The organism is Pedobacter humicola (assembly GCF_056490705.1).
In genome coordinates this window covers 187,492-202,285 of sequence record NZ_JBWJIG010000010.1, presented here as the reverse complement: position 1 = coordinate 202,285, position 14,794 = coordinate 187,492, and the positions used below count along the sequence as shown (strand labels likewise).

14 protein-coding genes are annotated in these 14,794 nt (G+C 37.9%); 8 read left to right on the top strand and 6 right to left on the bottom strand.

All coding sequences use genetic code 11. The features are described 5' to 3' along the window. The first annotated feature begins 250 nt into the window (after nucleotides 1-250). The 5 genes from AC04Q1_RS16700 to AC04Q1_RS16680 all read left to right on the top strand — a co-directional run bounded on the left by AC04Q1_RS16700 (nucleotide 251) and on the right by AC04Q1_RS16680 (nucleotide 4,850). Nucleotides 251-1,840, top strand: coding sequence for a pseudouridine synthase (locus AC04Q1_RS16700; RefSeq protein WP_478365714.1), 1,590 nt, complete (start codon nucleotides 251-253; stop codon nucleotides 1,838-1,840). A 207-nt stretch (nucleotides 1,841-2,047) separates the two neighbouring features. Then, the gene (locus tag AC04Q1_RS16695) at nucleotides 2,048-3,157 is read left to right on the top strand and encodes a lactonase family protein (protein ID WP_478365713.1); all 1,110 of its coding nucleotides are present in this window, start codon (nucleotides 2,048-2,050) and stop codon (nucleotides 3,155-3,157) included. 17 nt (nucleotides 3,158-3,174) lie between these two features. Further along, on the top strand, nucleotides 3,175-3,669 hold the full coding sequence (locus tag AC04Q1_RS16690) for an SRPBCC family protein (RefSeq protein WP_478365712.1): 495 nt from the start codon (nucleotides 3,175-3,177) through the stop codon (nucleotides 3,667-3,669). Nucleotides 3,670-3,773: 104 nt separating this feature from the next. Next, nucleotides 3,774-4,010 carry a GIY-YIG nuclease family protein gene (locus tag AC04Q1_RS16685; protein ID WP_478365711.1) on the top strand — a complete coding sequence of 79 codons (237 nt, stop codon included), beginning with the start codon at nucleotides 3,774-3,776 and terminating at the stop codon, nucleotides 4,008-4,010. Between the two features lie 651 nt (nucleotides 4,011-4,661). Then, nucleotides 4,662-4,850 carry a hypothetical protein gene (locus AC04Q1_RS16680; RefSeq protein WP_478365710.1) on the top strand — a complete coding sequence of 63 codons (189 nt, stop codon included), beginning with the start codon at nucleotides 4,662-4,664 and terminating at the stop codon, nucleotides 4,848-4,850. A 52-nt stretch (nucleotides 4,851-4,902) separates the two neighbouring features. Here AC04Q1_RS16680 and AC04Q1_RS16675 read toward each other — a convergent pair whose 3' ends face one another. The 4 genes from AC04Q1_RS16675 to tilS form a co-directional block, all read right to left on the bottom strand. After that, on the bottom strand, nucleotides 4,903-5,349 hold the full coding sequence (locus AC04Q1_RS16675; RefSeq protein ID WP_184467855.1) for a KTSC domain-containing protein: 447 nt from the start codon (nucleotides 5,347-5,349) through the stop codon (nucleotides 4,903-4,905). Nucleotides 5,350-5,611: 262 nt separating this feature from the next. Then, nucleotides 5,612-6,754, bottom strand: a complete 1,143-nt coding sequence (gene bshA, locus AC04Q1_RS16670; RefSeq protein ID WP_478365709.1) for an N-acetyl-alpha-D-glucosaminyl L-malate synthase BshA — start codon at nucleotides 6,752-6,754, stop codon at nucleotides 5,612-5,614. 116 nt (nucleotides 6,755-6,870) lie between these two features. After that, on the bottom strand, nucleotides 6,871-7,362 hold the full coding sequence (locus tag AC04Q1_RS16665) for a hypothetical protein (protein ID WP_478365708.1): 492 nt from the start codon (nucleotides 7,360-7,362) through the stop codon (nucleotides 6,871-6,873). Next, complete coding sequence (gene tilS, locus AC04Q1_RS16660; RefSeq protein WP_478365707.1) at nucleotides 7,363-8,694, bottom strand: tRNA lysidine(34) synthetase TilS; 1,332 nt, start codon at nucleotides 8,692-8,694, stop codon at nucleotides 7,363-7,365. A gap of 65 nt (nucleotides 8,695-8,759) precedes the next feature. Between tilS and AC04Q1_RS16655 the strand changes: the two genes are divergently transcribed. After that, nucleotides 8,760-11,186 carry an OstA-like protein gene (locus AC04Q1_RS16655; RefSeq protein ID WP_478365706.1) on the top strand — a complete coding sequence of 809 codons (2,427 nt, stop codon included), beginning with the start codon at nucleotides 8,760-8,762 and terminating at the stop codon, nucleotides 11,184-11,186. A gap of 147 nt (nucleotides 11,187-11,333) precedes the next feature. On the opposite strand, the gene AC04Q1_RS16650 is transcribed toward AC04Q1_RS16655, so the two are convergent. Next, nucleotides 11,334-11,912 carry a non-canonical purine NTP diphosphatase gene (locus AC04Q1_RS16650; protein WP_478365705.1) on the bottom strand — a complete coding sequence of 193 codons (579 nt, stop codon included), beginning with the start codon at nucleotides 11,910-11,912 and terminating at the stop codon, nucleotides 11,334-11,336. Nucleotides 11,913-12,033: 121 nt separating this feature from the next. After that, the gene (locus tag AC04Q1_RS16645) at nucleotides 12,034-12,687 is read right to left on the bottom strand and encodes a hypothetical protein (protein ID WP_478365704.1); all 654 of its coding nucleotides are present in this window, start codon (nucleotides 12,685-12,687) and stop codon (nucleotides 12,034-12,036) included. 209 nt (nucleotides 12,688-12,896) lie between these two features. Here AC04Q1_RS16645 and AC04Q1_RS16640 point away from each other — a divergent pair, with 209 nt between their 5' ends. Together AC04Q1_RS16640 and AC04Q1_RS16635 are read left to right on the top strand one after the other, a co-directional pair. Next, on the top strand, nucleotides 12,897-13,379 hold the full coding sequence (locus AC04Q1_RS16640; RefSeq protein ID WP_478365703.1) for a hypothetical protein: 483 nt from the start codon (nucleotides 12,897-12,899) through the stop codon (nucleotides 13,377-13,379). A gap of 55 nt (nucleotides 13,380-13,434) precedes the next feature. Next, nucleotides 13,435-14,793: a peptidylprolyl isomerase gene (locus AC04Q1_RS16635; RefSeq protein ID WP_478365702.1), complete on the top strand. Its 1,359-nt coding sequence runs from the start codon at nucleotides 13,435-13,437 to the stop codon at nucleotides 14,791-14,793. Nucleotide 14,794 lies beyond the last annotated feature (1 nt).

Sequence of the window (14,794 nt, the reverse complement as noted above, 5' to 3'; positions counted from 1 at the left end):
TTGGTGAACTTATATAAAAACGTTGGCAAAGGTAAAAAATAATAAGCACATTATCAAATAGTTACAGAATTAGGCCCGAAAACCGCCCCCTAAAGTGCTTTAAACGTGGATTTTAAATTTTGAAATTCAGCCGGTTTTTCCTATTTTAGAGGCTATTTTTTTAGCTAATTTTTCCGCTCTTAAAATTGTTATGTTCATCATTTTTTCATAAATTTGCAACCCGCATTTTTAATGTGGTTAAAAGCGTATCATGATAAATAAAAACAACAGGAACAGTCGGGATGACAAGTCCAAACCAGGCAGTCGGAAAACAGAAGGCAGAAGCAGTTCGGCCGGGTCTGACAGAAGAAGATCAGACGACAAAGACAGCAAATTCAAAAAATCATCCGATTCAAAAGACGGCTTCAAACCCAGAAGCTCAGACGGTAAAGATTTCAAATCAAAATCTTTCGGAGACAAAAAAGACTTCAGACCAAGAACGGGGGACCGTGATTTTAAATCGAAAGATGGAGAATCAAAGGGATTCAAATTTGGCGACCGCGAATTTAAATCAAAAGATAGTAGCGCAAAATCAGAAGACCGTAGCTTTAAACCAAGGGAAGGTGGATCGAGAGATTATAAACCAAGAACTGGCGACCGTGATTTCAAATCGAGAGAGGGCGGATCAAGAGATTACAAACCAAGAACAGGAGACAGGGATTTTAAACCAAGAGAAGGTGGTGCAAGAGATTATAAACCAAGAACAGGAGACCGCGATTTCAAATCTAAGGATGGAGATTCGAGAGATTTTAAACCGAGAACTGGCGACCGCGACTTTAAACCTAGAGATGGCGGATCGAGAGATTACAAACCAAGAACAGGTGAGCGTGATTTCAAATCGAAAGATGGTGGATCAAGAGATTTCAAACCTAGAGAAGGAAGTTACAAAGATTTTAAATCAAGAGGCAAATCAGATGATTTCAAGCCGAGTGCTGGAAGCTCAAGAGATGTAAAGCCCAGGGAACCAAGGGAAGGCGACACCCGTCCGTTTAGAAAACGCGAGGATGCACAGCCGAGAGATACAGAATTTAACCGCCCGGAACGTACTGTAATTGCCCAAGGCCGTAAAACAAATGAAGATAAAGGCTTAATCCGCCTGAACAGATATATTTCAAATGCAGGCATCTGCTCACGCCGTAAAGCAGACGAGCTTATTGCTGCCGGCATTATTACCGTAAACGGAGAAGCCATTACCGAGTTGGGGCATAAGGTTGATCCCGCGAAAGATTTAGTACGTTATAACGGCGAATTATTAAAACGCGAGAAAAAAGTTTACGTTTTATTAAACAAACCAAAAGATTACATCACCACTACTGATGATCCACAGGAACGCCGTACCGTAATGCAGTTGGTTGATAAAGCCAGTCGTGAGCGTATTTATCCCGTTGGCCGCCTAGATCGCAACACCACAGGTTTGTTATTAATGACAAACGATGGTGATTTAGCGGATAAATTATCGCATCCTAAAAACGGTATCACTAAAATTTACAATATTGAGCTGGATAAAGCTTTATCACAAGGCGATTTAAACAAAATTGCTTTTGGTTTAGAGCTGGAAGATGGACTAATTAAACCTGATAATATTTCTTACGTTGCAGGTGGAACTAAAAAAGAAGTTGGTATCCAGATCCACAGTGGGAAGAATAGAATTGTTCGCCGTATTTTCGAACACCTGGGCTACAATGTAGAAAAATTAGACCGTGTTGTTTATGGCAATTTAACCAAGAAAGATCTACCTCGTGGCAGGTGGCGTTATCTTGAAGACCATGAACTGATCCAGATTAAACATTTAATTAAATAAGATATAAGGCAACCAATGGTTGCCTTTTTTTTGCTTTAGTTCTCCAGAATGATCGGCCATATTTGAAAAGTGGATGAATGAGCAAGATGATGGCGTCGTCTTGTAACATGCATTACAAATGCGCATAAAATTGGCTTGCACTTCTGTGCCTTCGTGGCGAATTACATTTTAATTCCCCATATTTGTTAAAATCAATATCGTTTTTTCATGAAAAAATTCAGTTCAGTGCTCATACTTAGTATCCTATCAACCCTAACCTTTGCGCAGAAAAACAATTATAACCTTATTGTCGGCACCTATACTGCGCCAGGCAAAAGTGAAGGTATTTACACCTATAATTTTAACACTGCAACAGCCGCCACAAAAATAAAAAGCATCACAAAAAACACGGCTAACCCGAGTTATTTAGCTGTTTCTCCTGATCAAAAATTTATTTATGCCGTTAATGAAACCGGAACCACCAGTACCGTTAGCGCCTTTAAGTACAACGCTACAACTGGCGAATTAACTTTTTTAAACAAGGTTGACAGCCAGGGCGCCGATCCTTGCTTTATTACCCTTGATGCCAAAAATGTAATCGTCGCGAATTATAGCGGAGGCAGTTTAGCCGTTTTTCCACGCAAAGCGGATGGCACTTTAAATGAAGCCTCGCAGGTAATCAAACATACCGGAAAAAGCATCGATCCGAAGGGCCGGCAAGAGAGTGCCCATGTACACATGGTTAAATTTACACCCGACCATAAATACTTGATCGTTAACGATCTGGGTGAAGATCAAACTTATATCTATAACTACAACTCAGCGGGAAAAGAAAAAACCTTAACAGCTAAATCAGTACTTAAAACCAATGCTGGCACTGGCCCAAGACACATTACTTTTAGTCCGAATGGGAAGTTTGCTTATTTAGCCCACGAATTTAATGGCAGCATCACTGCCTTTGCGTATTCGAACGGGAGCTTAACCAAAATCCAGGAAATCGGCACCACAGCTAAAGATTTTGCAGGGAAAGTTGATGGGGCAGATATTCACGTTTCGGCAGATGGTAAATTCCTTTACGAAACCAACCGTGGCGATGCCAATAGCATTTCGGCTTTCTCAATCTTACCTACAGGAAAATTGAAATTTATCGAAACGGTAAGTACATTGGGCAAAGGACCAAGAAACTTTAGCATTGATCCAAGCGGAAAATTTTTATTGATCGGACATCAGTACACCAACAATGTTGTTATTTTCAACCGGAATAAAACTACAGGCAGATTAACCGATAGTGGCAAAAGAATTGACGTTGGCGCCCCTGTTTGTTTAGTATTTAATTAATCCCTAAAATCAAGCCAATGGAAAACTTCGATTGGACGAAATTCACGATCAGGATAGCAGTTAAAGCAAAGCTTGAAGATATCTACAATGCCTGGACAAAAGCCAGTGAAATTGAGAAATGGTTTTTAAGTGACGCAGAATTTTCCGATGAAAACAATGTGTTGCTGAGCAAAATGCAAAATGCGCTTAAGGGTGATCGGTACAAGTGGATCTGGTATCTCTATGATGATATTGAAAATGGAACCATAACCGAAGCGAACGGCAAAGATTATTTTCAGTTTACTTTTGCCGGAGATTGTTTAGTAGATATTAGTCTCAGGGAAGAGTTTGAATATACGGTGGTTGAACTTACGCAAAGGGATATTCCGCTGGATGATCACTCCAGGAGAAATATCCGTTTGGGTTGCCACAATGGCTGGAGTTTTTATCTTCTAAATTTAAAATCGGTTTACGAAGGCGGTCTGGACTTAAGAAACAAAGACAGCCGTTTTAAACCCATGCTGAATAACTAAATAAAGAATTGTGAACTGAGGGATTTATATAAAAACTCTCTTCTTGGTTGTCACCCTGAACTTGTTTCAGGGCCTATTCAGAAAAACATAACATAACAAAAACTATGGAAAGAGGTGGCTGTGTTTACATATTAACTAACCATACCCACACCGTCTTATACATTGGCGTTACTTCTGAATTGTATTTTAGAATCATTGAACATAAAGAAAAGGAATATCCGAATTCATTTACTGCCAAATACAACTGTAATAAACTTGTTTATTATGAGCAATTTGAATCAATTGAGGAAGCAATTGCAAAGGAGAAGCAACTTAAAACTGGAAGAGAGCTTGGAAGATAAACCTTATTAACGAAAACAATCCTAATTGGGATGATTTGTTCGACACCATCGAGTAAGCAGAACGACACTTATCATCATCCTGAATTATTTCAGGGTATATTAAAAAATTAGCATGATGGGTACTGAAACAAGTTCAGTATGACGAATTAAGCGGAAAATACTATCTTTAAAAAAAGAAAATGAACTGCAAATCATCATACTTAGAAAGAGCCACTTTAAAGTGGACGATACTATTTGCCCTCTTTCTGAGTTTGTTCACAGTTTCGAACAACTACAACAATTCAACTGCCCTCCAAACAAACCCGGTTTTTCAAACGGAATGGGTTTATGAAATACAAAGGAATTTTGCCAATCCCACCCGATTTCGAAAGACCCGAAGAAAAACAGGTATTTTACTAAAAAAATACAGCCTGCAAGTTTCTGCTTTTAATCAGTTGGTAAGGGTCAAATTAACAAAAATCATCGAAATATTCTTTTCTATATCAACCACGGAACGCTTTTTCATTCAAGAAGCAACTGTTCAATATCCCGCCGAAACAGCTTGCCTAAGTTAATCAGGCTTTTAATCTATGCCTTTTAATTAGGGCTTCCATTATTTTTTCAATAGAGATTTGCGGGTTAATTCCACTGCAAATCAGCATTCTTTACAACATGAAAAGTTTCAAAAAAACAATGAGGCTAACAGGATTGGTATTGCTGATCCTTCTGGCTTCTGTGGGTCTTGGAGGGGGCGTTCCGATTCCCCAATCTAATAAAAGAGAAAACCATATGGAGATAAGAGTAGAGCTACCAGAAACAGAGGAGGTTGAAAAACTATCTTTATTTGATATCAAGGAATAAAAAATGGTCCCGATTTTCATCGGGACCATTTTAAATATTATAATTAACCGTATTATGCAGGTTCTGCAACCCTGGCAACGTTACGGTAAGGAAATTCATTAAAGATATGCCTGCGGGCAAAACGTCCCGGAGAATCGGCATTTACCAATTTCACATAGATTGCTCTTGGTACATCGAAATATTCGTAAGCACTTCCATCAAAAAACTGGATATTTAAAACCTGTTGTTTGTATTCGAAATCCTGAATATTCGACAATGTAGTGGTTTGCGTATAGGTTTCGATATTTTGTTCGCGTGTTTCTGGCGCAATACTTACCAGGAAATGGTAAGCTTCGATAATTTCTTTACTTCTTGCTTCTGCATCTAATTTCTCTTCTTCCTGCTGAAATTTATCAGGGTGACAATCTTTCATCAATGTGCGGTACACCGATTTAAGCTCTTTTAACTCAGCATTTTTGTCTACGCTCAAAAGCTTTCTGTAATCAACTATTTTCTTCATTGGGACTAACCTCTTTTTTATTTTTGTTGAAACGTTTTTTGAAATTCCTACTCACTAAACCGTTTCAAGCCGCAAAGATACGATTTATAATCATTTGATTTTGAGAAAGTTTACTTTTATTGAATATTGTTGATGCGAATGATCAAATAGCGGATTTCAGCATATCAAGATACAATCAAATTCTGTTTAACGTAAAAAAAGTTTTGTTGTGCATGCACACCAAAACTTTTTTCCTTAGGAATCAATATGAGTGAACCAGCAATTAATATTTAACCTGTAAAGAGTTTTCGATCACTTCTTTATAATAATTGATATATTCTGGCAAAATCTTTTTCAGGTCAAAATCTTGCGCCCTGGTAAAGGCATTTTCTTTAAAACGGTTAAGCGTTTCATCATCCTTTAAAATTTCGATTGCATGGCCCGCCATGGCATCTATATCGCCTACATTACTCATGTAACCACAAAAACCATCTACATTAAGCTCCGGCAAACCGCCAGCGTTCGTGGTAATGACCGGTACTTTGCAAGCCATGGCTTCTAAGGCGGCTAAACCAAAGCTTTCAGATTCGGAAGGCATCAGGAAAAGATCCGAAACAGAAAGAATTTCTTCTACCGCATCCTGTTTGCCTAAAAACCGTACATTTTCACAGATATTCAGCGAACGGCAAAGCTGCTCGTTATACACACGCTCCGGTCCGTCGCCAACCATTAAAAGTTTTGATGGGATTACCGCCTGCACCTTCTCGAAGATCCTGATGACATCTTCAGTACGTTTTACTTTTCTGAAGTTACTGGTATGGATTAAAATCCGTTCATTATTTGGCGCAATTGCTTTTTTGAAATGATCTTTTGCCTGTAAACTAAAACGGCTAAAATCTATAAAATTAGGGATTACCTTAATTTCCTTTGTAATCTCGAAATGACGGTAGGTATCTTCTTTTAAATCTTCCGAAACCGTAGTTACGCCATCGCTTTGGTTGATCGAGAAAGTAACCACCGGTTTATATGTTGGGTCTTTTCCTACCAAAGTAATATCGGTGCCGTGTAAAGTAGTCACCACCGGGATATGAATGCCGTAGCTTGCTAAAATCTGCTTTGCCATAAAAGCAGCAGAAGCATGTGGAATGGCATAATGAACGTGCAATACATCCAATTGCTCAAAACGGACTACATCTACCAGTTTACTAGCCAGTGCCGATTCGTATGGTGCATAATCGAAAAGTGGATAGTTCCTTACCGAAACCTCGTGATAAAAAAGATTTTCAGAAAAGAAGTCGAGCCTTGCAGGCTGGCTATAAGTGATAAAGTGAACCTGATGACCCTCGTTAGCAAGTGCCTTACCAAGCTCTGTTGCAACTACTCCACTACCACCAAAAGTGGGGTAGCAAACAATTCCTATTTTCATTATAAATGTATTGTTGTTACCGCAAATGTACCCGATTTTAATCTATAATGCGTGTCGGCCTATTGCAATAAAAAAGACGAGAAATTGAGTAGAGATTTTATTTATGAAAAATACAATTATGACTTGAGGTTTCTCATTTCTTCTTTTATCACCAGGAAGAGCTCATTTGGCCGCTGGGTGCCAATAAAATATTCTAAACCATCCCGATCGGTTAATACAACCGCATCCTTACCTGATGAATAGAAACGGATTGTTCCTTTGGTATGTAAATTATAAACCGGATTATTGAAAAAATAACGGCTATAGGTTGCCTTACGTACATCAACAATACTGTTCAAATCAATTTTAACACGTTTGGTTGTCCAAAGGCCATCCAGCACCATACTGCCATTATCCACAATAATTTTGTACTGGATCAGAAAAAGCAATAGCATGGAAACACCGATAATCCCGAACCCCACAACAAGAAATAAATCCTGCGTATTGTCGCGGTCGCGCTCATAAACATACGCAGCAAAACAGAATGCAGCCATAATCAACCGAATGAAAATGCGGACATAATCGCGGCCGATGTACTGTTTTTCGATATAGGCGTATCTGCTTTCCACTTATTTAATTTTGAGTTCGAATATAGCAACTTTTTTTGTTGCAGTAGTTAATTTATATCGGTTATCCTGACGCATCCCTGCAATCCAAACAATTTCACCATTTCCGTTGACTAAAATCGGCGTGGTGCTTTTCAAATGCAAGGGAACTTTCTCGTCGATAAAATAATCACTCACTTTCTTGGGATTGCGCATCCCCAACGGAATAAACTTGTCTCCATTTTGCCAGTTTCTCAACACCAGGGGAAAAATTAATTTATCGGCGCTTACGTAGGCTCTGTTCAAATTAGCTTCAAATTTTATCTCAGCTGTAAAGCTCAAAGAAATTTCATCATTTCCAAAAACGATTTTTTCTGTGGCTGGATGGATAAACTGATTTGAGGTAACTGAGCTATTTTTTTCAACAATGACCAGATCGCGCCTGTTAATAATGGCCTGGTGAGTTGAACTAAAAAAATGTGTACCACTTAAAGCCTTTAAACTGTCTAAAATTTCCTGAACCACGTTTTCGCCAAATCCAAAAGTTTTAAGCAATTCGTAAAGCAGTAGCTTTTGCGGGTTTAATTTGGCAATCTCTTCTAAAGGGATATAAATCCCATCAGTCCGCTTATTTAAAAGTTTATTTTCCAGTTTTTGAACCTGTATATTCAAAAAAGTCTCTAACTCCGTAAAACGGGAAATATTTTCAGCAAAGGTCTTTTCCAGGTTTGGATTAATTTCCTGGAGGTGTGGAACAATCTGCAGTCTGATTTTATTGCGGGTATAATTGGTGCTGGCATTCGAACTGTCTTCAACAAAGTCAATGTTGTTGGTGGTTACGATTTCCTCAATTTGCTTCCGGGTTAAAAATAACAATGGCCTGATCAGCTGTTCGCGTTTAGGTAAAATGCCATGTAAGCCGCTTATTCCCGTACCACGGGTAAGGTTAATGAGTACGGTTTCAACTGCATCGTTTTGGTGCTGGGCCAATGCAATATAATCATACCCCTGTTTTGCCCTAATTTCTTCAAACCAGTTATAGCGCAGATCGCGGGCAGCCATCTGGGTAGAAATTTTATTTTCGGCTGCATATTTTTTGGTATCAAAATGCGTTACATAAAAAGGCAAGCCTAAATTTTTAGCCAGTAGCGCAACAAAACTTTCATCCCGTTGTGCCTCATCGGCCCTTAAGTTAAAATTACAATGTGCCACACCAACATCAACGCCTATTGCTTTAAACAAATGCAACATTAATACTGAATCTTTGCCCCCGCTTACGGCCAAAAGAATGCGGTTACCTTGAACAAACAACTTCTGTTGTTCAATAAAATCGCGAAATTGCTGTAAGGGTAACATCCATCAAAAATATTTAATTTTAACTGGTATTCCGAACGTTCGGAACAAAAAACTAACTTTGTAATGTGCAAAAACTATTTGTCTTTTTATTTCTTCTCATTAGTCCAGTATTTTTATTCGGTCAGCAACCCGCTTCGAAGATAAAAATCGTTTCATTTTCCAAGATTACCGGAGACACCAAGAAAAAAATCAGTTACCTGCGTAACCCTGTTTTCCAACAGGACAATGCCACTTTAACCTGCGATAGTGCCGTTTTCTATAGTGAGCGGAACTATTTTGAGGCCTTTAAAAATGTACATATCAACCAGCCTACTACAGATATTTATTCCGATCAACTGGAATATGATGGGAATAAAAAACATGCGCATTTAACCGGAAATGTGGTGATGAAAGATCCAACCTCTACCTTAACCACCAATATTTTAGATTACAATACCCTCAGCAAAATAGGAACCTACACCAGTGGCGGCAAAATTGTAAATAAGGAAGTAACGGTAACGAGTAAAAACGGCTATTATTTTAGTAATTCGAACGATGCCTATTTTAGATATGATGTATTGGTAGTTACACCCCAATCAACTATCAAATCGGACACCATGAGTTACAATACGCAAAGTAAATGGACTTTTTTTTATGGGCCAACCAATATCAAGGGAAAAGACGATAACCTGTATACCGAAAATGGCCAATACAACACCCTTAGTGAAGATGCCTTTTTCGGAAAGAAAAACCTGTATACCCAGGGTACCAGATCATTAAAAGGAGATAGTTTATATTATTATGGCAAAAAAGGCATTGGTAAAGCCGTAAAAAATATTGTTTTTTCTGACACCAAAGATAAAATGAAAATGTTCGGCGATCTGGGTTACTATTATAAAGTAGATCAACGTACCTTGGTCACCCGAAATGCTTATCTGGGCATCGGTACTGAAGATTCTATCCTAGTGAAAAATAAAAAGAGGCCTGATAGTTTATGGATGGGTGCGGATACGCTGGAAACACAAATGGTATTACAGAAAACGCTAAAGTTAATTCCTAAAATTTCGATCAAAGCCGATAATCAGGTTGGTGAAGATGATGAAAATGCTGGCGAAAAGAAAGGAAAAGCTGAGCCAAAATTTAAACCAGAAACTGAATCTATTCAAAAAGAAGACAGGAATAAGCGCAAAAACAACAAGGCTGATAAAAAGAAAAAGAACAAAGATGAGGCCGAAACAGAAGACCCACTCCATCTGAAGGATAAAAACATTGATAGCTTAAACTCGAAAATAGATTCTCTTGGTAAAGGACTGCCTAAACTTAACACCGATAGTTTGCAAAAAAATAATGTTTTAAAAAGCAAAGCCGACTCCATCATCAAAAATCTGCCTAAACTTAAAACAGATAGTTTGCAAAAGAAGATAACGGATAAAGCGGGTGCTATAACAAAAGACATTTCAAAATCGAAGGTTGATAGCCTGCAAAAGAAGATAGCAGACAAGGCAACACCCATAATTAAAGAACTTTCCAAAACAAAAATCGATAGCTTACAAAAAAAGGCAATCAAGCCGGGTCTTAAAGATACTTTAACAAAGGGCTTGGGAAATTTAAAACCTGGCAAACCAAATGATACCGCTAAGTTTAATCCGGCTGATACCGTTCAAACCCGTATTATTAAAGCTTATCACGGTGTTAAAATTTTTAAAACGAATATCCAGGCCAAAACCGACAGTCTTTTCTATACCAGTGCCGATTCTACTTTACGTTGCTATAGTAATCCGATTATCTGGTCGGAAGGCTCGCAACAGGTTGGTGATACCATTTTTGTTCAGTTCAAGAATAAGAAACTCAATAATTTACAGGCCTTTAGAAATGCTTTTTTGGTAAATACACCAGCAGATTCATTAAGGTTTAACCAGATAAAGGGCAGGTTAATGACGGGTTTCTTCTATAATGGAAAACTTAAAAACCTGTATGTTGATGGCAACGCCGAAAGCATTTATTACACTCAGGATGACAGCACCAAGGTTTACAAAGAAATGAACCAAACGTTAAGCAGCAGGATAAAATTTATTTTCAAGGACAAAGAAAATGCGATTGAAGATATTGTTTATATCAAGGGAGTTGAGGGTGCCTTAAATCCGGAAAATACCATTGCCAAAGACCATGTGTTAAAAGGATTTTCATGGAAACCAACAGAACGCCCAAAATCGAAAAAAGATGCCATTGGCTCTTCAGGAAAGCCCAAGCCCAAAGCAAAGGCCAAAACTGCTGCTGGTAAGACCCAAGCTGGGACAAAAACAACAACCCCAACTGGTAAGACCGCTACAACTCCTGTTCTTAAACCCAAAATTACATCTGGAAAAGACAGTTTGAATCTGGACAAAAAAGCCCCCCAAACCAAACCCGCAGATACTGGCAATTTTGGCATTAAACCCATTTTACCCAAAAAAGATTCTACTCAAGTGAAAAAGGATACTATTCAGGTAAAAAAGGTGGTTGGTAAAATGTAATTTGCTTTAACGTTGTGCTGAACTTGTGTTATTGGTCGTCTCTATTTTTTTCAAAGGCCTGATAGCTACTCGGTGGCCATTATCTTTTTAGACACTCAAAGACCTGAACTAAATCAGGGTGACGCTATGTTTAGGTTGGTATTAAAATTATAATTCCTCCTTCAAAAAAACCATCATTTTCCCAAGTGCTAGTGCCCTGTGGCTGATTTTATTCTTTTCTGCCATATCCATCTCGGCAAAAGTGATTTTATACCCATCAGGTTGGAAAATGGGATCGTAACCAAAGCCTTTTGAACCAGATAATTCTGTTCTGATTGTTCCTTCAATTATGCCTTCAAAAATATGGTTTTGGCCATTTTGCATTAAAGATATCACGGTTTTAAACCTGGCCTTTCTATTGGTATTTCCTTCAAGTTTCTTCAAAACCAGCTGAATATTTTCTAAGCTATCACGACTTCCCGAATACCGGGCGGAGTAAACCCCGGGCTCGTTATTTAAAGCCTCAATCTCTAAGCCACTATCATCGGCAAAACAATCTAATTTAAAATGATCTGTTACATAACTGCTTTTTAAAGTTGCATTTCCTTCGAAAGTATCAGCCGTTTCAGGAATGTCAACAAAACAACCTATATCTTCCAGGTTCAGCACTTCATATTTACCCTCAAGTGCGGCACGTATTTCTTCAGTTTTATGTTGGTTATTGGTGGCAAAAACAAGTTTTTTCATTTGGAAAAGTACATGGTTAAAATTTGGAATGTTAAAAGGTTAAGTTCCGTGCAAAGATTACAATACCTGATCTTGATTCCCGATACTTGATTCTCCATACTTGATACTAGAATACTAACCACTATTTAATTTTCTGCAGATGTCCCCATAAAAGTTTTTTCGCAGTTAAATCACTATCCAAATGATGAAGATTAGGCGCAAAAATTATCTTCGTGTTTTCGTGGACAATAATTTCATTTTGCCAGCTGAGGTTCAGTTTTAATTCGGCGATTTCCACCCCAAAGGATAACATGATAACAGGTTTAAAAAAACGGTGCAGTTCGGCATAATCAGTTCCGCTGTAATTTGCATAGTTTAAAATGGCAAAATCAGGCGTTCCCAGATCTACGGCTTTCACAATTTTACGCAACAGTTCCCTACCCTGTTCGGTACTTACATCATACTGTTTATCATTCACTAAAATCAGTACCGATTTTTTATTTCCACCTAAAAATTTAAACGTTTTTTCAGGCAGAGGTTCCGCCACAATATGCGGAATTTCAGGCCCTTGTGGATAAACTTTCGGAATATTTGTAGCATTAATCTCAGGAATTTGTGCTATTTCAGGCTTAACATTAGATTCTTTTGCTTCGGTAACTGAAACATTTTCAGCAACAAAAGCTTGCTCAGCGCTACGCAAAGGCAGAATTTCCACACTTTCGTCCTTCACCAAAAAAACCTCTTCGGTAAAAAATAAGCGTAAAGCATTCGCATTGTTGGTAACCTGGTTTTCCATTCGTATTTTTGCTGAATAATAATTTCTGTTAAAATTAGTTAAATATCTTATAATAGCGTCGCTAATTGTTACTTTTATCCCTTAAAATTTATAGAGTGCTCTGTGTGAGGAAAGCTTATTGTCTATTTGTTTTCAGCTTTATTTATAGTGTTTCGTTTGCGCAAAACGTTGCTGTAATTAACGGTAAATCAATTAGTGCCAAGGAGTTTATGTGGGCATACAAAAAAAGCCATAATGGAAACATTAGTGCTGCGTACGACACTTTACAAACGTATTTAAATTTGTACATAAATTTTAAACTGAAGGTTTTGGATGCCCGTGATATGGGGCTGGATAAAAATGCGAGTTATCAGGAGGAAATCAAAACCTACGAAGATGCATTAACAACACATAAAAAAATTGGGGTAAGCAATAAAGACCGCGATTTTTTATTGAACGAATATCGCGAGGGTGTTTTAATGTTCAATGTTTCAGAACAAAAGATCTGGAATAAAGCACAGGAAGATGAACAGGCGATAGATGATTTTTATAGTAAAAACCAACAAAAATACAATAAACCCCTAAACGAAGTTAGAGGAGAGGTAATTGCCGATTACCAACTGAGTTTAGAAGATAAATGGCTGAAAAGCCTTAAACAGAAATATCAGGTCAAGGTTAATGAAAATGAGCTTAAAAAACTCGCTAAGCTATAACCGAACTGACATTTTAAGACCATAAATATTAAATTTGCAAAATATAACAAATAGAATGAAGAAAGTTTTTTTAGTAGCAACCGCTTTAATTTGCCTGTTTTTAAACAGTTTCGCGCAAAAGCATACCGTTGATAAAGTTGCTGCTGTTGTAGGAAATAACATTATCCTGCTATCAGATTTAAACCAACAATACACACAATATCTTTACCAGGGAAACCAGCCCAATAATGATATCAAATGTAAAATCTTACAACAAACCTTAACTCAAAAACTCCTTAAACAACAGGCCGAGATCGATTCGGTAATGGTTGAGGATGGTGCGGTTGATGATGAGGTAAACAAACGCATGCGCTATAGTATGCAACGTGCGGGTGGACAGGAGCGTTTGGAGCAATTTTTGAACAAATCCGTTTTACAGTACAAAGACGAGATCAGACCATCGGTAAAAGACGAATTGATCGCGCAGAAAATGCAACAAAAAATTACCGAGAACATCAATGTTACGCCAATGGAAGTTGAAAAATATTTCAAATCTCTTGGTGATAGCATTCCTGAATTTAATACCGAAGTTGAAGTTGGTGAAGTGGTTTTAAACCCTCAGTTAACTCGAGCAGAAAAGCAAAAATTCCGCGATAAAATTGAAGCACTTCGCTTAAGGGTTAAAAGTGGCGAGGATATGGGCGTTTTGGCTAAAACCTATTCTGAAGATCCGGGTTCGGCTGCTGATGGTGGTGATTATGGCTTTATCGACAGAACCACAATGGTTAAAGAATTTACGGCTTGGGCATTTAAACTTAAAGCCGGTGAAATTTCGCCTGTATTCGAAACGGATTATGGTTTTCACTTTTTACAGGTATTGGAACGCAGAGGCGAGCAGGTACACGTTAGACATATCTTAATTATGCCTAAAACCACACCAGAAAGTTTAACCCGTTTAAAACTTCACGCAGATAGTATTTACAATAATATTATCGGTAAAAAATTAAGCTTTGCCGCTGCTGCAAACCTGTATTCGGATAATAAAGAAAGTAAATACAATGGTGGTATGATGCTGAATGCCGAAAACGTTCAGGCAAGAAGTACCTTTATTCCGGTTGATAAGTTGGATCCTTCAGTATTTTTAGTGATTGACAGCATGAAAATAGGTGGTATTTCCAAACCAGATTTGTTTACTGCTGCCGATGGAAAACAAGGCTACCGCATTTTATACTTAAAATCAAAAATACCACCACACAAAGCAAATCTTGTTCAGGATTTCCCAAAAATCAGAGATGCCGCTCAAAGTGATAAAATTAATCGTACTTTAAGCGAATGGTTTGAGAAACGTCGCGAAAGCACCTATATTAAAATCGATGACGAATTTAACACCTGTGATGAATTAAAAATCTGGACTAAAACCACAGCCGCAAAATAAC